Below are 17,544 nucleotides of genomic sequence, written 5' to 3'. Positions count from 1 at the left end.
GCGTCGAGCCGTTACGCGGTTTGGTAAAACCGCGTAAATACCTAACTACATCAAGTTGCAAACAGCCGCCGCGAAGGCAACGGGGTCCTCGGGGAGGATGCCCTCGACCAGCAAAGCCTGGTCATAGAGCAGACCGGAGTACTGCTTGATCTTGTCGGCGTCGCCTGCCTTCTGGGCAGCGACGAGCTTGGCAAAGACCGGGTGCTTGGCGTTGAGCTCGAGCACGCGCTGACTCTTGGGCATGCCGTCGGGCGCGCCCTCGGGTCCCTTCTGGAGCACCTTCTCCATCTCGAGCGAAAGTGGGCCCTCGGTGGTGATGCAAGCGGGGGCATCGGTCAGGCGCGCGGAGACGGCAACTTTCTCGACCTTGTCACCGAGCGCCTCCTTCATAGCGCTGAAGAGGTCCTCGTTTTCCTTGGTGGCGTCCTCGGCCTCCTTTTTCTCGTCCTCGGTCGCCAGGTCAAGATCACCGGTCGCGACGTTCTTGAGCTCCAGATGACGATCCTCGACCTCGGGCTCGGCACCGTCGGCCACAGCCTTCTCGGCAGCCTCGCGGGCAGCATCGTCCTCGTAGATCTTGGGCATATCGGCGGCAACGTACTCACGCATAGCCTGGAACGTGAACTCATCCACATCCTGCGTCAGCAGCAGCACGTCATAGCCGCGGTCGAGCACGCCCTTTACCACGGGCATCTTGGCCAAGCGCTCGCGCGAGTCGCCGGCGGCGTAGTAGATGGCCTTCTGATCCTCGGGCATACCCTTGGCATACTCGGCCAGGGTAATCATCTTCTGTTCCTTGGCAGACCAGAACAGCAACAGGTCGGCGAGCTCATCGGCCTTCATGCCATAGCTCGAGTAGATGCCGTACTTAAGACCGCGGCCAAAGTTCTCAAAGAACTTCTCGTAGGCCTCGCGGTCGTTGTCACGCATATCCTCAAGGTCGGCGGTAATCTTCTTTTCCACACGCTTGGCGATGGCCTTGAGCTGACGGTTCTGCTGCAGCGTCTCGCGCGAGATGTTGAGCGACACGTCGGCGGAATCCACGACGCCGCGGACAAAGTTGTAGTAGTCGGGCAGCAGGTCGTCGCACTTCTCCATGATCAGGACGTTGGAGCTGTAGAGCGCCAGACCCTTCTCGTAGTCCTTGCTGTACAGATCGAACGGCGCGCGTCCCGGCACAAACAGCAGGGCGTCATACTCGAGCGTGCCCTCGGCGTGGAAGCTGATGGTGCGCGCAGGATCGTCAAAGTCGTGGAACGTGGACTTGTAGAACTCGTCGTAGTCCTTCTGCTCGACATCGGAGCTGCGCTTCTTCCAGATCGGTGTCATGGAATTGACGGTCTCGAGCTCCTGGTAGTCCTCGTACTCGGGCTTGTAATCGTCGCCGGCGTCCTCGGGCTTGGGTTTCTGGCGGCTCTTGGACACCATCATCTGAATCGGGTAGCGCACATAGTTGCTGTACTGCTGAATCAAGCTCTTGAGGCCCCACTCGGTCAGGAAGCGATCGTAGGTCTCGGCCTCGCCATCGGCATCAAGCTTCTCGTTCTCGCGCAGCGTCAAGATGACATCGGTGCCGTGCTCGGCGCGCTCGCCGTCTTCGATGGTGTAACCCTCAAGACCATCAGACTCCCACACGTGAGCGGTGTCCTCGCCATAGGCGCGGCTGACGACCTTCACATGGCTGGCGACCATAAAAGCCGAGTAGAAGCCCACGCCGAACTGACCGATGATGTCGACATCGGAGCCCTGCTGCTCGGCGTTCTCGGTCTTAAACTCCTCGGAGCCGGAATGGGCGATGGTGCCCAGATTGCGCTCGAGCTCCTCGGCGGTCATGCCAATGCCGTTATCCGAGATGGTAATGGTGCGGGCGTCTTTATCAAAGGAGACGCGAATGGCCAGGTCGCCCTGGTCGATCTTGACGCTCGGGTCCTGCAGGCTCTTAAAGTTGAGCTTGTCGACGGCGTCGCTCGCGTTAGAGATAAGCTCGCGCAGGAAGATTTCCTTATTGGTGTAGATGGAGTTGATCATGAGGTCGAGCAGTTTTTTGCTCTCGGTCTTAAATTGACGCATGTGCAGTCCTTTCGCGCTACCCCCGTCCGCAAAAAACGGCCCGGTCGCCCGAGCCGCATCGCAGACCTGCTATGTTCAGGCTTAGATTTTATAACCCATTAACGCGCATATATACATACGGAATCGAAAAACTGTATGTCCGAGCGCTCCAATGCGTCAATTGCCAAGGAGTGTCCCCAACTGCCGGCAGAAAAGGAACGTCCCTATCTGCCATCTACGCGCTTGGCCATCCAGACATGGGGTTGGCCCTCGTCTTCGTAATCTACCGGGGCAATTTGCGTGTAGCCCGCCTTTGCATAAAGCGGCAGCACGTATTCCTGCGCATGCAGCTTAATAAGCTTAGCGCCGGCATCGCGTGCACACGAAGCACTGGTCTCCACGATCGCACTCGCCAGTCCGCGACGACGCATAGCCGGCAGCACGGCGACGCGCCCCATAATGTAGGTCTCCCCCGCCGCAACGTCTTCGTCCATGTCGCATGCCGGCAACACCGGGGCCTCTGCGTCAGCCACGCGCTCAAGCTCTTCGGGAAACACGCGCGAGCAACCGGCAAGCTCGCCGTCTACATAGAGCGTCACATGAATGCAGTTCGGATCCTCGTCGATAGCGTCGAACTCATTCTCGTAGCCCTGCTCGTCCATAAAAACGACGCGGCGCACCAACGCCGCGTCATCAAAGCATCCCGTCTTAAGTTGGATATCCATAGCTGCCCTTTCATTCAACGCGAACGTTAGGGACAGATTTTAGCGAAAATGAGCTCCGCGCACGCTAAACTTCGCGCGAGCCTTCGCCAGGCAGTCGTAATGACCCACGTTATGGGCATCGCTCGCGATGAAGCTGTACAGGTTCTGATCAAACAGGCGCTGTGCCGGCTTTTTTTCGCGACCAAAGCGACCGCCGGCAATAAAGTCCGCCGAAGCCTGCAGCTTGCAGCCCATATCGACCAGGCGCTCCGCCACGCTTACATCCTTTTGAACCGCACGATAGCGCTCAGGATGAGCGATGATCACCTGGTAGCCACGGCACTGCAAATCGTAAATCGTGTTCTCGTACTCTCTAAACGCATACGCATCGGCATGCGTCGAAAGCTCGAGCAGAAACTCGTTGGTCCCATCGAAATGCAAGTGCTCCGCGGCATCGATACCAAGCTCAACGAGCTTTCGATGGTTGACCTCGAAGCCCATCTGGAGCGGAAAACCGTCAGCGTTATCACGCAGCAGTTCAAAGGCATCCCACATCTTGTCGTAATCAAAATAGGGATCACGGCAGTGAGGAGTGCAAACGATTCTGGTTACACCGGCCCGCTTGGCAGCCTCGAGCATCGCCAAGCTCTCATCGAGATCGGCGGCGCCGTCGTCTACACCCGGCAAGATATGGCAATGAATGTCACGCATAGGTCAGCCTTAATCAACTAAACGTTTGCTCGGTTGGTGAAGATGCCCTTTTTGGAAGTCCCCTGATCGTCGGAGCCCTTCTTCACCTTCTTACCGTCCTTGGTGTAGTAGGAGTAGTAGTACTCGCTGGTCTCGGTCTCGCAGTAGTTCATAACGGTACCGATGAGCTTGACCTTTTCGGACTTCTTAAGCTGGCCGATGGCGTTGAGTGCCTCCTCGCGCTTGGTGAAGTCCTCGCGCACCACGAACAGCGTGCCGTCGGTCAGGCTGGCAATCTCGGCAGCATCGATGAAGGTGCCGACCGGAGGAGCGTCGAAGATGACGTACTGGAACTTGGCAGACAGCGCCTTGACCAGCTTGGCAAAGCGGTGAGAAACGATGATGTCGGCAGGATTGGGAATGTGCGGCTCGGCATCGAGGAAGTAGAAGTTCTTCTGACCCGTCTCGACAATTGCCTGGTCAATGGAGATCTGCTCGGAAAGGACCGCATAGAGTCCGCCGCGCGAACGAACGCCGAGCATATCGGAAAGGGACCTGCGGCGCATATCGGCCTCGACCAGGAGCACGGACTTGCCGCTCGTGGCGATAGCCTGGGCAAGGTTGATGGAAACCGTAGACTTGCCCTCGTTGGGAATCGAGGACGTGACGGTAATGGTGCGAATGGGGTCGTCCACGCTCGCAAAGCGGATATTGGCCAGAAGGGTCTTGGCGGCATTCTGTACAACGAGCTTATCGGTGTTCTTTGCCTTAGCCATGCCTATTTACCACCTTTCATAGCCGGAATTCGGCCAACAACGGGAATGCCCAGGAGCTCTTCTGCCTCTTCGGCACCGCGGATGCGGGTATTGAGCATGTCTGCCAAAACGACATAGGCAACTGCGATAAAGATACCGGCGAGGAACGCGACAGCAACGTACAGCGTGCGCTTGGGGCCGCTGGGGACTTCGGGAGTCTTAGCCTCGTCGATAACGTTGATGCTCTGGGCAGCGCCGACGTTCTGAGCGACCGTACTCACCGAGCTGGCCATGGCCTTTGCGACCTTAGCCGTCTCCTTGGCATCGGTGCCGGTAACCGAAAGCGTAATGACACGCGTGGTGGTCTCGGAGGAAACAGACACCTTGTAGTCATCCAGGTCAGCAAGGCCCAGCTCATTGGCAGCACCGCTCTTAACGCTATCGCTATCCAGCAGCGTGGCGATATCGTTGGAAAGCATCTGGCTCGCCGAGAGATCGTTGTAGCTCATCTGACCGCTATCGTCGGTTTTGGCGAGAATGTACATGCTCGTCGTCGCGGTGTAGGTGTTGTCCATCGCAACGAAGGACACGATGCCCATGGCGATCGCGCAGACCACCGGAAGGGTGATGACCAGCTTAAGGTGCTTTTTGAGCAGCTGGAACAGTTCGAGAAGGGTCATGCAGCTTGCCTTTCATTTCCCCAGTTCGGATTGACAAAACTGTCCGTATGTTATCGCATCTTTTTACCGAGACCAAACTCTATACATAAGAAACAGGCTCTCCTGTAAAAATGTCGGAAGCAATCGTAAAATTGCACAACAACGCCGCACCCGAAAGTCAAATGCGGCGTCTACATCAATATCTATGTTGTATCGCTATGCGAATGGCTCGTCCTGCTGTATGGGAAACGTCACCGTAATGGTGGTTCCCACGCCCAACTCGCTCGACAGATCGAGCGTGGCGTGATGATACAGGGCCGCATGCTTGACAATGGCAAGCCCCAGACCGGTTCCGCCGCGTGCCTTGGACCTACTCTTGTCCACGCGATAGAACCGCTCAAATACCTTGCCCTGTTCTTCAGGCGCGATACCGATTCCCGTGTCGGCGACCGCGAGGAACGGATGGCCTTCGTCGTTGGTGCCGCACTGCAGCGTAACCGTACCGCCGGGTCGATTGTAGCGGATGGCGTTGCTTGCCAGATTATAGATGAGCTCGTCAATCAAGCGCGACACGCCCTCGATGACCACGGGCTTGGTCTCATGACTTATCGTCACATTCGCCTGACGGGCGACCTGTTCAAGACGCTGCTCAACCGCGTAGATGGCACGCGAGAGCTCAATAGGCTCCGTGGACCCAATGGGCACCGCCTCGCCCTCAGTTGCACGCTCGGCCTCGTCCAAGTTAGACAGCGTAAGGATGTCGTTGACAAGCGCTGCCAAGCGGCCCGCCTCACGATAGATGCGACCGCCAAAGTTGCGCAGGTCGTCCTCGCCCTCGACCATGCCGTTTGCGATGAGCTCGGCATAGCCCGAAATCGCCGTAAGCGGCGTCTTGAGCTCATGGGTGATATTCGCCGTGAACTCGCGGCGCATACGATCGTTGTCCGCCAGCACCGCCATTTGGCGCTTGAGTTCCTGGCGCTGCGACTCGATACGCTCAAGCATGGGGACCATCTCGGCATAGGCGTGCTCATAGCTACGGCGTGGGTGGTCCAAATCCACCTCTTGCAACGGCGCGATGATGGCACGGGACTCGCGGCGCGCCATAAAAAACGAGAGTACCGCGCCCGCTGCTGCGATAAGCAGCAGCGGCGCCACCATCGACAGCAAAATCGCCGCAACGCCAGGCTGGGCCTGCGCCAAGCGGACAACCTGGCCGTTATCAAGGGCGACGGCGCGATACAGCATAATCTCGTCGAGCGTAGAGCTTGCGCGCTCCGCGGAACCCGAACCATTCTCAAAGGCCTCGATGACCTCGGGGCGATCGCCATGGTTGGGCAGTGTGGAAGGCGACGCCTCGTTGTCGTAGGCAACCGATCCATCCTTGTTAATCAGCGTGATGCGCAAGTCCTCGCGATCGAGGCTACGCAAGAACGGGATGGGCTCCTGCTGCTCGTCGAGGGCGGCAGCAATGAGCTCGGTTTCCTGCGCCAGATTGGCACTCGTGGCATCCGCCAAGGTGTTTTGCACAAAGAATGCACCCAGCACCGTAAACGCCACGATAACCGCCATGGCGCAGACAAAGATCGTCACAAAAACGCGGTGCGACAGCGTATGTTTTCCCTGGGGGGCGAAGACCACGGGTTACTCCTCCGATGCGGTGGCCGCGGTGACGTCACCTTCGGCACCATCACCGGCAGAAGGCTCGGCCAAGCGGTAGCCCACGCCGCGCACGGTCTCGATGGCGCTGGCATGCTCGCCCAGTTTTTGGCGAAGCGTCTGCACGTGCACGTCAACGGTGCGCGAACCGCCGTCGAAGTCCCAGCCCCACACGCTCTGCAGCAACGACTCGCGGGTAAAGACCACGCCGGGCTTGCGCATGAGGTACTCGAGCAGGTCGAACTCGCGCAGGGTGAGCTTAAGCGGCTCGCCGGCAACGGTCACCTCGCGATGGCTGGGCGAGAGCACGATGTCGCCCACGCTGAGCACATCGCTCGCCTGCTTGACCATGCCGCCGCGACGCAGCAGTGCGCGGCAGCGGCTCGCAAGCTCCATGAGCGAAAACGGCTTAGTCAGGTAATCGTCGGCACCGCCATCGAGCGCCATCACCTTGTCGAGCTCGGTATCCTTGGCGGTAAGCATCATGATGGGCACCGTCGCCGTCAGGCGGTCGGCGCGGAGGCGGCGCATAATCGCCAAACCATCGGTATCGGGCAGCATGATATCGAGCAGCACAGCATCGGGCACCCGTCGCGCCACGGCAGCCTTAAACTCACCGTCGCACGAAAAGCCTTCGGCCTCGATCCCCTGCTTGCGCAGCGCATAGACCGTCAAATCCCTGATGTTGTCATCGTCCTCGACGTAATAGATCATGTTGAACCCCTTTGCGGCCGGCATGACCGCATCTTAACCCTAAAGGTACCTTTACTAGATGGTATCAGCCAAAACGTCCCGTCAAATAATCCGCCGTGCGCGGATCGGTCGGATTCTTGAAGAGTTGCGCGGTGGGCGCGTGCTCCACCAACTCGCCCAGCAAGAAAAACGCGACCGAGTCGGAGATACGCGCCGCCTGCTGCATATTGTGCGTAACGACCACGAGCGTACAGGTCTCTTTGAGCTCGCAGGCCAGCTGCTCCACCACGAGCGTCGACACGGGGTCGAGCGCCGAGGTCGGCTCGTCCATCAGCAGAATGTCGGGCTGCACGGCCAGCGCGCGGGCGATGCACAGGCGCTGCTGCTGTCCACCCGAAAGACCCAGGCCCGACTCCTTGAGCTTGTCCTTGACCTCGTCCCACAGGGCAGCGCGACGCAGGGAGTCCTCGACCAGCTCATCCAGCACAGCGCGATCGCGCACGCCCATGCCGCGCGGACCATACGCGACGTTGTCGTAGATGCTCATGGGAAACGGGTTGGGGCGCTGAAACACCATGCCCACGCGCTGGCGCAAACGGCAGATGTCGTAATCGCCCAGGATATCTTGACCATCGAGCGCAATCTTGCCCTCGATGCGGCAATCCTTGATGCCGTCGTTCATGCGGTTAAAGCAGCGCAGCAACGTGGACTTTCCGCAGCCCGAAGGCCCGATAAACGAGGTGATCTGCTTGTCGCGGATCTTGATATTCACGTCCTTGAGCGCATGATGGTCGCCATAGAACAGGTCGAGGCCCTCGACGTCGATGCGCGTCGGCGAGGCGGCAAGATCCTCTGCCGTGGGACGAGTCGCATCCCCAACCTCGCGCTCGTGCGCGGCCTCGGCCTGCGCTTTCATGAGTTCTTCAAGCTCCGTGGGCTCCACAGCCGCAGCAGCCGTCATACCGCATACCTCCACATCAATATCAATTCAGCAGTATCGATAGTAGAAATCGCGGCTCATATGCACGTGAGCGCATTGTCAAGTGTTTGTAAGGGCACGCTGGTTATGCGGCGGGCAGCTCGATGGTGAATATCGTGTGTTCGGGCGTCGATTCACATGCAACGGTACCGCCGTGTGCCGCGATGATCTCCTTGGCGATGGCAAGCCCCAGTCCAGCGCCGCCGCGATTGGTCGCACGCGCCGCATCCAGGCGATAGAACTTCTCAAAGATCACCTTGAGCTTTGCTTCAGGGATGGGATCGCCCTGATTGATAAAGCGCACGCGCACGCCGCCATCGTCTTGGCGTCTGGCCTCGATCGTGATGGTCGAGCCCTCATAGCTATAGGCAATAGCGTTTTTCATGATGTTGTTGAACACGCGAGCCATTTTGTCGCCATCCACGAGCACCGTCAGGTCCTCGCGAATATCAACTTGGGTTTCCTTATGCTGCTCGTTGAGGATGGGATAGAACTCGTCAGCCACCTGAGCCAGCAGCAACCCCAGATCAACATAGCCGCGCGTGAGCACGATATCGTGGAAGTCAAAGCGCGTGATATCGAAGAACTCTTCGATGAGCGCATCGAGCCGGTGCGCCTTGTCGAGCGCCACGCCCGTAAAGTACGCACGTTGCTCAACCGGCAGCTCAGGAGCCTCTTGCAGCAGCGAAAGATAGCCCACTACGCTCGCAAGCGGGGTGCGTAGGTCATGTGCCAAGTACGTAACCAGATCGTCCTTGCGATGCGACTCGTCACGCAGAGCTTGCTGCACCTTGCGATCACGGTCACGCACGCGGTTAAGGGCGCCCTCGACCTCCAAGAAGTCGCCGTCGATGTTGTCCCAGGTGTCGGGGTGATCGATCAGGCGATCTTGAATACGAGCGGCCAGCACACAATCGGCATGCTGCTCGCCCTGTTCGTAGCCCTGGTAGTACAGGGCACGGCCGCACAAGAACAGCACGCACGCGGCAAGCGCCAGCACAAAGCCAAGCATGTTGAATACAAAGCCGGCATCGAACAGCACCGGCCCTTCAATGCCGCCGAGCGCCATGGCGCCAATCGCCAACGTCATGGCCCACGCGGCGCCGCCAATCACCACGCAGCGGCGCACGATCTCAAATCGATCGATCAGCAAAAAGCCAACAAGCAGCACCGCCAAGATTCCGACGATGTTGTCGATGCCAATCAGCAGCAGGCTCAGCAAAAAGAGCAGCACCGTTGCAAGCGCACGGTTGTCGACGACCGACCTCACGTAATCAAAGAGCCGATCGGGTACCTCGAATGCCTGCCTATCGTCTTTTGTCATATCAAGATCCTCACAAGCGAAAAGCGTTATTCGATGATGTAGCCGACGCCCCAGACGTTTTTGATAAAGCGCGGCTTTTGTGCGTCGTCGCCAATCTTTTCGCGCAAGTGGCGAATGTGCACCATCACCGTATTGTTGGAGCCGGGCATAAAGTCCTCGTTCCATACCGCGCGGAACAGGTCCTCCACGCCCACCACGCTGCCGCGATGCTCGACCAGATACAGCAAGATTGAATACTCGGTGGGTGTGAGGCGTACCGGTGCACCGTCCACCGTTACGGAACGAGCATCGCGGTTGATCTCCAAGCCGTCGAGCTGGAGGGTCGGCGACTCGGCCGCCTGTGCGCGGCTACCGTAGCTGGTGTAGCGGCGAAGCTGAGCATGCACGCGCGCGATGAGCTCCAGAGGACGAAACGGCTTAACCACGTAATCGTCCGCGCCAAGCGAAAGGCCCTCGATCTTGTCTTGCTGGGCATCGCGCGCCGTCAGCATGATCACGGGATAGGTATGGCTGGAACGGATCGTACGCAGCAGCTCAAAGCCATCGATATCGGGCAGCATGACATCCAGCAGCGCCAGATCGAACTCCTGCTCCAAGATTGCCTTGGCAGCATCGGCCCCGCTATAGGCAATCTGGACATCAAAGCCCTCTTTTGTAAGGTAGATACCAACCAAGTCGGCGATGGCCTTTTCGTCATCAACTACCAAAATGCGCTCGTTCATGCGTGCTCCTCTCGCGCTCCATTATGCCCGAGGGGGCGCCCGTCACACACAACAAGCGTGGGTGATTAAGTCGGCCTTAAGCACCCTTGTGCCCGTTCGGGCGCGGATGTGGGCCACGCACGCACGCGATGATCGCCGATGCCGGCAAACGATATACTCTAGTTCCAGAAGTGACCATCCCGTCGAAAGCGAAATCCGTGAAGTCCCTCACCTCTTTTGCAAAGCGCTCAGCCCAGCTTGCCGCCGGCTTTGTCTGCGCTATCGCCCTTGCCGCCGGCGTGCCCACCGTCGCCGGCGCCCAAGTGCTCACGACCGACAATGTTTGCGGCAAAACCGCCGATGTGCGCGGTATCACGGCCGAAAACCTGCCCGATATCGATGCGACCAATGCCCTCGTCATGGGCAAAGACGGCGCCGTCTACTATGCCCGCGACGCCGATGAGCAGGTCAAGATTGCCTCGATCACCAAGGTCATGACCGCAATCCTAACCGTCGAGAATTGCAAGATGGACGAGAAGGTCACGGTGAGCAACGCCGCAGCCACCGTGGGCAATTCGACCGCCGGCTTGCTCGAAGGCGACGAGCTTACCGTGGAGCAGGCGCTGCGCGGCCTGATGATTCCCTCGGGCAACGACGCCGCCATCGTGCTCGCCGAATATGTGGGCAAGAAGATCGACCCTAAGACCAAAGACGCCGAGGCCACATTTGTGAAGGCCATGAACGAGCGCGCTAAGAAGCTCGGCTGCACCGGCACGGTCTTTGAGAACCCACACGGTCTGGACTTTGATGAGTGGGCTGGCGATATGCACTCAACCGCACACGACGTAGCGCTGATGATGCAGGAGGCCATGAAAAACGACACGATCCGCGAGGTCGTAGCGAGCGAGGATTCCTGGATCGAGGTCACGGGCGCCGACGGCGCCGACCATTCGCATTCCATGGACACGCATAACTATTTGCTGGGCCAAGATGGCAACATCGGCGGCAAGACCGGCACCACCGACGACGCGGGCTATTGCTTTACGAGCGCCTACAACCGCGACGGCGACGAGATCTACACCGTTATTTTGAACTCCACCACCACCGATCAGCGCTTTACCGATACCGCAACCCTTGCCAATTGGTACTACGGTCATAAGGTGACGGTCGCGATCGCCAACACGCAGGAAAAGACCGCCAACGGCAACCCGCTTATGGCGCGCATCGGTCAAACCGACTGGACGGATAAGACGATCGACGCCACGCTCGCCGACCCCACGGTGCAAGCGACCGTGTTTTCCCTTGCCGGCGAGGTGACCGAAAAGGTTAGCTACGACGATCTTTCGGGCACGGTGCATGTGGGCGACAAGGTGGGCAGCGTTACGCTCAAGCAGGACGGCACCAAGATTGCCGTCGTGGATTTGGTTGCCGACGAGGAAGGTGCAGGGCCGAATCCCATTGAATGGCTCCTTGTGAAGCTCGACCGCCTGGGCCGCCGCATCGACAACCGCCCACTCACGGCAGAAAGCGAGACCGTCGCCAAGGCGCCCGAGATGTAAGATCGAAGAACAATACACTCGCTGAAAGGAGGCGTCCGAAAGGATGCCTCCTTTTTTTGAGGGTTCGAATCCCCAGCTAACGTGGTTCAACTAAAAAAGGGCCCCTTTCGGAACCCTTCTTTAAAGTCTTACTGGCGGAGAGCTGGGGATTCGAACCCCAGATGCCCTTTTGGGGCATACTCGCTTAGCAGGCGAGCACCTTCGGCCTCTCGGTCAGCTCTCCGTAACAGCCGTTCTATAGTAACCAAACAGCCAAGGATGGGCAAGAGGAAATTTTCTAATTGCCTAGTATCCTTTCCTCCTTGGAAGCTTCGCCTACCCCAGCGAGCGGTTGAGGGAGCCGAGCTCGTCGTTGCCCATGGTGCGCCACATTTGGAAGATGCAACCGCGTGCCAGGAAAAAGAAGCCGTTGTCGACCAGTTGCACAGCGGCATCTGCCAGCTGATTCGTCACGGCGGACACTGGCGGCAACTCAAGTCCAGCCTTGCGGATAGTCTCGACCGCTTCCTCGAACGTCGGAGGCTCGCTAACGCCCATCTCGTTCATAAGGCCCTGCATTTCTTCCAGCGCGCTGCTGCCCGACTCCTCGCCACGCGGCACGAGACGGTAACAAGCCAGCGCCAGGTCGAGCTGATCGCAATTCCAATAGGCAAACGCCAAGCGATAGAACAGGTAGCCGATTGCAGAACGATCGTTGGCAATACGTAGGCCGTGGCGCGCCACCTCGATAATCTCGTCAAAGCGCTCCAGACGCGCAAGCACGTTGATGAGCGCAAAGTGCGATTGCATGGACGAGCGCGCCAGATCGTAAAGATGGCGCACCTCGGGCAGCGCTCGTTCAAAGTCCTCTTGCTCGGCGTAAAAGCTGCAGATCTCGTGCTGGGCAAAGACCAGCGCATCGGGCGCACGAAGGATTCGCACAGAGCGGTCTTCTTCCAACACCGGTAGCACCATGCGCACCAGCTGGTTATCACAAAACTGCGTTTGAACCGGACCTGTCGCCAAAAGCTCGGCGACGGCGCACTTAGCCTCCAACTCCTCGACAAGACGGGAAAAGCCTTCAAAAGCACCTGTACGGTCGACTTTTGCCTGCTCGCGCAATTCAACAACACGGGCCACGTATGGGTCATCGTCCTCTTCCATGACCTCCAACTCGTCAGCCTTATCGGCGAGCAGCAGATCGCGCAGCGCCGGCGGCAGTGTGCGATGGTCATCACGCGGACGAGCATGAACCTCCGCAGGCTCAATCGTCTCCGGAGCGGTTGACTCATACGCCTCAAGCACACGCTTGCACGGCATATCGTCCATGTCCATGCTCTCAAGATCCTTGGCGACAGGCACGCAATCGGCCAGATAGGCCGCGCGCCCAAAGAAATACGTTGCGACAACGCGCTCGCCCTGCTCACTGTCGGGAGCAGCAATCTGCACATAGCAGCGCGTGATGCAGGTGCCCGCGGCAAAACACGCTGCCGCAAGCGTGAGTGCCACGCGCGCATCGTGCTCCGCGGCCCAGATCGCGCGCGTGTCCTCTTCCAGCTCGCGCCAGGCGTCATCTTGAGCGTCGTATTCACGTTGCGGCATGGCATTCGCGACAGAGTGCCCAAACCGAACGAGCATAATCCCCTCGGCAACGTTTGCCCGATAGGTATAGTCGAGCCGCGTGACCACGTTGAGCGCCTCGACAATACGCGCGAAGCGGGTACGCACATCCCACTCACCGCCCGGTTGGCAAGCCACCGTACCCGGTTTGCCCCACGGGTTATCGCTCGAGGCCGTATCGAGCAGTCGGGGAACATCGTTGGTCGTCTTGGCGATATGCCACGCATCAAAGAGCGCGCAGCCCTCAAGGCTCGGCGAGGATGCCGCAGGGGCCAATCCGGCCCCGATGCGCTCGAGGATGCCGGAGAGGCGGTTGAGACGGCACTCGATGGCAAGCAGCATGTCAATCTCGTCCTGGTCCAGCAGGCTACGATCAAAATTGAGATAAAACAGCTTTGACCGGTCGATGCGCGCCAGGCTCATTTCGGACTTGGCGGCAATGGTGCGCAGACGGGGCAAGTCGACCTCGCTCATAAGGGCGGCGGCATAGCGCTCGATACCGCTCGGATTCTCGGCATGGTCAACGCGGTAAAGCAGCGTCTCGATAGCATCGGGGAGCGGTGCCGTGTTAAAGCCCAAAAACACCTCGACCGGCTCGGGCAACTTTACGAGCTTGATCTTGTCGACAACGTTTTGCATGTCTGCATCGAGACCGTCGACGCCCGCCGTGTTCGCAATAGCGCTTTCGGAGTTGGCAAATATCACGTAGCGCAGGAACATCGATGCCATGAACTCGCCGTAAGGAAGGGCGCGGGTCGAATTCCATGTCTCGTGGTCGGACTGTTCGCGCATGGGGCCTTCGGGAGAGCCGACGGTTCGCGCGCACGCGCGCATTGCACCGCTGGCTTCCCTTACCATAATCTCACCAATACTGGAATCCGACTCGTCAAGGACCAGCTCCATGTCGGGATCGTTGGGCAGCGGAGCCTCGCTAACGGGGCGGTCCACCTTGTACACCTCACCCGAAACGCTTACGTAGCCCAAAAGCGACACATGGCTTTTGCCAACGAATTCGACGACATAACAAGATTCATGCTGGTCCTCGCCAAAGAGTTTCCAGACCACGCCATATGAGCGCCCCGCAGGCTGCTCGGGCATCGCCGGAAAGCGCTTCTTGGGATCGAGAAACCTGAGCTTGTATGTCGGACGCTCTGCCACGAAATATCACCCTGATCGGTCGCTTGAAGAAGGAGTGGTCACGGATGGGCCGCGACACCTACTCGAAATCTTACACGAGTCGACAGGAAATCGTCCCTTTGGACGAAAGCACTCAAGCTGGCGCAAAAGAAAAGCCCCCGTTGCCGGGAGCTTTAATCTCAAATGGTGCGGCGTATAGGATTCCGCGCATCCGCTGCGCGGATCCGCACCGGCTTCGCCCGCCTGCCGGCGTGCTCGCCCGCTCGCTAAAAACGCTCCGCGTTTTCTTGACGCTCGCGCCTCGACCGAGGTTCGAATCCATGCAGTGCTTACGTAAAAGAAAAGCCCCCGTTGCCGGGAGCTTTAATCTCAAATGGTGCGGCGTATAGGATTCGAACCTATGACGTTCTGATTCGTAGTCAGACCCTCTATCCAGCTGAGGTAACGCCGCGACTTGTTGATTATTATGCACATGGACTGAATAAAGGTCAAGCGTTTTTCAAAAAAAGTTATTGAATTTGATTTTTACTCATTTTGACCACTTGATGCGATCTTCGACGCATCGCGATATAAGAAAAGCCTCCGTTACCGGAGGCTTTATAATTCAATTGGTGCGGCGTATAGGATTCGAACCTATGACGTTCTGATTCGTAGTCAGACCCTCTATCCAGCTGAGGTAACGCCGCAACGCACGGATTATTATGCACGTGACCCCTCGATGGGTCAAGCGACAATTTGGAAAATTTTTACGAAGTGATGATTAAGACGCTCGCGCCTCGACCGAGGTTCGAATCCATGCGGTGGCGGCATAAAAGAAAAGCCCCCGTTGCCGGAGGCTTTCGATTTCGATTGGTGCGGCGTATAGGATTCCGCGCATCCGCTTCGCGGATCCGCACCGGCTTCGCCCGCCTGCCGGCGTGCTCGCCCGCGGGCTAAAAACGCTCCGCGTTTTCTTTACGCCCGCGCCTCGACCGAGGTTCGAATCCATGCGGTGTTGCCATAAAAGAAAAGCCCCCGTTGCCGGAGGCTTCAAGTTCGATTGGTGCGGCGTATAGGATTCGAACCTATGACGTTCTGATTCGTAGTCAGACCCTCTATCCAGCTGAGGTAACGCCGCAGCGCAAGACATATAAAACCACTTTAGCTTATTGGAGTCAAGCACAATCTCAAACTTTTTTGTGGAACGCAGTTTTGTCATGCTGCTCCGCATATACCGCCGTTCCCCGTACGATCGATTGGCTTTTCGATCACGTCGAACTTGGCATCAAGTTCCCTCAGGAGTGATCTCACCCGCTGGGCACAATCATAATCGGCAAACGAGATGCTCAGCATGCGCGCGACCTGGTTGGAAGTCCCAACTCCATAGAAGTGCTCCAGCGCCACAAGTCCCTCGTGCGTCACAAAGGTCTCGACCACATGCGGCGACTCCTCAAAGCACCATTGTGTCAACGGACCCTCACTCGTCTGCCGAACCACCAGGCCGCCCATGCCAGACGGCTCACACGTTACAAGCAGGTATTCCCCGCCCTCGTCGCTCTCAAACAAAACCACCCGATCATCAAACAGCTCCATCGCGTCCCCTTTCTCTCGCTCTTATTTAGCAAAAGCATAGCAGGTAGATGGCTGTATACAGAACAGTTGTTCGTGTGTTTTCTATTGAGCTGTCCGCACGGCATGGTATGGACCTGCGCACGAAATAGGGCGCCCCCGAAGGAGCGCCCTTGCATATCCCCTATGCAGCCAAGTTACGCGACCGGCTCGATCTTCTCGAGGCCGCCCATGTAAGGACGCAGAACCTCGGGAATCGTGATGGTGCCGTCGGCGTTCTGGTAGTTCTCCAGAATGGCGGCCATGGTGCGGCCGGCCGGCAGGCCGGAACCGTTGAGAGTGTGCAGGTAGCGCGAACCCTTGAAGTTCTCGGGGTCGCGATACTTGATGTTGGCGCGGCGAGCCTGGAAGTCACCGCAGTTGGAGCAGGAGCTGATCTCCTTGTAGGCGTTGTAGCTCGGCAGCCAGACCTCGACGTCGTAGGTCTGACGGGCAGAGAAGCCCAAGTCGCCGGTGCACAGGCTAATCACGCGATACGGAAGGCCCAGCTGCTGCAGCAGGTACTCGGCCTCGGCGGTCATGCTCTCGAGCTCCTCGTCGGACTCCTCCGGCTTAGCGAACTTGACCATCTCGACCTTGTCGAACTCGTGCTGACGGATGATGCCGCGGGTGTCGCGACCGGCGGAACCGGCCTCCTCACGGAAGCAGGGGGTGAAGGCGGTGTAGCGGCGCGGCAGGGTGTCGGCATCGAGGACCTCGCCGGCGTGCAGGTTGGTGAGCACGACCTCGGCGGTGGGGATCAGGAAGTTGTCACCCGAGACGTGATAGGCGTCGTCCTCGAACTTGGGCAGCTGACCCGTGCCAAACATGGTCTGACGCTTGACGACGATGGGCGGCCACCACTCCTTAAAACCACGGCTGGTGTGCGTATCGAGGAAGAAGTTGATGAGGGCGCGCTCCAGGCGGGCGCCGGCGCCACCGAGAACGGTAAAGCGGCTGCCGGAAAGCTTGTTGCCACGCTCGAAGTCGAGGATGTCCAGATCGGTGCCCAGATCCCAGTGCGGCTTAAAGTCGAAGTCGAACTCGCGCGGGGTGCCCCAGCGGCGACGCTCGATGTTCTCGTCCTCGTCCTTACCGTACGGCGTGGCCTCGCAAGGAATGTTGGGCAGGTGAGCCATGAAGTCGTACTGCTCCTGCTCGAGAGCAGTACGGCGCTCGGCCAGACCGTCAATCTTCTCGTTGACGGCGCGCACGGCCTCCTTGGCGGCCTCGGCCTCGTCCTTCTTGCCCTCCTTCATCAGGGCGCCGATCTTCTTGGACTCGGCATTGCGCGTAGCCTGGAGCTCCTCGACCTCGGTGATGACGGCACGGCGCTCGTCGTCGAGCTCAAAGAACTTCTCACGATCCCAAGACGTCTGGCGGTTAGCCATGGCGACATCGATGGCATCGGGGTTCTCGCGAACAAACTTGATATCAAGCATTAGATCC

At 58.6% G+C, this 17,544-nt stretch carries 14 protein-coding genes and 4 tRNA genes; 1 reads left to right on the top strand and 17 read right to left on the bottom strand.

The window, feature by feature from the left end; all coding sequences use genetic code 11:
* Positions 1-45: 45 nt before the first annotated feature.
* The 10 genes from htpG to AAAV44_RS01740 form a co-directional block, all read right to left on the bottom strand.
* Positions 46-2,070, bottom strand: a complete 2,025-nt coding sequence (gene htpG, locus AAAV44_RS01785; protein ID WP_349114250.1) for a molecular chaperone HtpG — start codon at positions 2,068-2,070, stop codon at positions 46-48.
* A gap of 203 nt (positions 2,071-2,273) precedes the next feature.
* Entirely contained in the window at positions 2,274-2,774 is a 501-nt protein-coding gene (locus AAAV44_RS01780; protein WP_346979023.1) for a GNAT family N-acetyltransferase, read from the bottom strand.
* Between the two features lie 39 nt (positions 2,775-2,813).
* On the bottom strand, positions 2,814-3,464 hold the full coding sequence (locus AAAV44_RS01775) for a CpsB/CapC family capsule biosynthesis tyrosine phosphatase (protein WP_022094060.1): 651 nt from the start codon (positions 3,462-3,464) through the stop codon (positions 2,814-2,816).
* 17 nt (positions 3,465-3,481) lie between these two features.
* Positions 3,482-4,219, bottom strand: a complete 738-nt coding sequence (locus tag AAAV44_RS01770; protein ID WP_055309657.1) for a CpsD/CapB family tyrosine-protein kinase — start codon at positions 4,217-4,219, stop codon at positions 3,482-3,484.
* A 2-nt stretch (positions 4,220-4,221) separates the two neighbouring features.
* Positions 4,222-4,878: a Wzz/FepE/Etk N-terminal domain-containing protein gene (locus AAAV44_RS01765; RefSeq protein WP_349091124.1), complete on the bottom strand. Its 657-nt coding sequence runs from the start codon at positions 4,876-4,878 to the stop codon at positions 4,222-4,224.
* Positions 4,879-5,073: 195 nt separating this feature from the next.
* The gene (locus AAAV44_RS01760; RefSeq protein WP_349114248.1) at positions 5,074-6,498 is read right to left on the bottom strand and encodes an ATP-binding protein; all 1,425 of its coding nucleotides are present in this window, start codon (positions 6,496-6,498) and stop codon (positions 5,074-5,076) included.
* A 3-nt stretch (positions 6,499-6,501) separates the two neighbouring features.
* Positions 6,502-7,230 (bottom strand): response regulator transcription factor, encoded by a 729-nt coding sequence (locus AAAV44_RS01755; RefSeq protein ID WP_349105560.1) that lies wholly within the window; start codon positions 7,228-7,230, stop codon positions 6,502-6,504.
* 64 nt (positions 7,231-7,294) lie between these two features.
* On the bottom strand, positions 7,295-8,170 hold the full coding sequence (pstB, locus tag AAAV44_RS01750; RefSeq protein ID WP_349114246.1) for a phosphate ABC transporter ATP-binding protein PstB: 876 nt from the start codon (positions 8,168-8,170) through the stop codon (positions 7,295-7,297).
* 103 nt (positions 8,171-8,273) lie between these two features.
* A complete protein-coding gene (locus tag AAAV44_RS01745) occupies positions 8,274-9,512 on the bottom strand; it encodes an ATP-binding protein (protein WP_349114244.1) in 1,239 nt (412 codons plus the stop codon).
* Between the two features lie 26 nt (positions 9,513-9,538).
* Positions 9,539-10,234 carry a response regulator transcription factor gene (locus AAAV44_RS01740; protein ID WP_117770430.1) on the bottom strand — a complete coding sequence of 232 codons (696 nt, stop codon included), beginning with the start codon at positions 10,232-10,234 and terminating at the stop codon, positions 9,539-9,541.
* Between the two features lie 197 nt (positions 10,235-10,431).
* Between AAAV44_RS01740 and AAAV44_RS01735 the strand changes: the two genes are divergently transcribed.
* A complete protein-coding gene (locus tag AAAV44_RS01735; protein WP_349114242.1) occupies positions 10,432-11,772 on the top strand; it encodes a D-alanyl-D-alanine carboxypeptidase family protein in 1,341 nt (446 codons plus the stop codon).
* Between the two features lie 132 nt (positions 11,773-11,904).
* Here the strand turns inward: AAAV44_RS01735 and AAAV44_RS01730 are convergent.
* From AAAV44_RS01730 to serS, 7 genes are all read right to left on the bottom strand, one after another.
* Positions 11,905-11,995 (bottom strand) — tRNA-Ser (locus AAAV44_RS01730).
* A 92-nt stretch (positions 11,996-12,087) separates the two neighbouring features.
* The gene (locus AAAV44_RS01725) at positions 12,088-14,529 is read right to left on the bottom strand and encodes a hypothetical protein (RefSeq protein WP_349114240.1); all 2,442 of its coding nucleotides are present in this window, start codon (positions 14,527-14,529) and stop codon (positions 12,088-12,090) included.
* Positions 14,530-14,882: 353 nt separating this feature from the next.
* Positions 14,883-14,959: transfer RNA gene (locus tag AAAV44_RS01720), tRNA-Arg, on the bottom strand.
* Between the two features lie 158 nt (positions 14,960-15,117).
* Positions 15,118-15,194: transfer RNA gene (locus AAAV44_RS01715), tRNA-Arg, on the bottom strand.
* A gap of 354 nt (positions 15,195-15,548) precedes the next feature.
* Positions 15,549-15,625: transfer RNA gene (locus AAAV44_RS01710), tRNA-Arg, on the bottom strand.
* A gap of 77 nt (positions 15,626-15,702) precedes the next feature.
* Positions 15,703-16,080 carry a hypothetical protein gene (locus AAAV44_RS01705; RefSeq protein ID WP_138113992.1) on the bottom strand — a complete coding sequence of 126 codons (378 nt, stop codon included), beginning with the start codon at positions 16,078-16,080 and terminating at the stop codon, positions 15,703-15,705.
* A 173-nt stretch (positions 16,081-16,253) separates the two neighbouring features.
* The gene (serS, locus tag AAAV44_RS01700) at positions 16,254-17,537 is read right to left on the bottom strand and encodes a serine--tRNA ligase (protein ID WP_040359108.1); all 1,284 of its coding nucleotides are present in this window, start codon (positions 17,535-17,537) and stop codon (positions 16,254-16,256) included.
* Positions 17,538-17,544 lie beyond the last annotated feature (7 nt).

The organism is Collinsella sp. CLA-AP-H1 (genome assembly GCF_040092945.1).
Classification (GTDB): Bacteria; Actinomycetota; Coriobacteriia; order Coriobacteriales; family Coriobacteriaceae; genus Collinsella.
The sequence above is the reverse complement of the archived record's forward strand: the minus strand, read 5'-3'. Positions and strand labels throughout refer to the sequence as shown.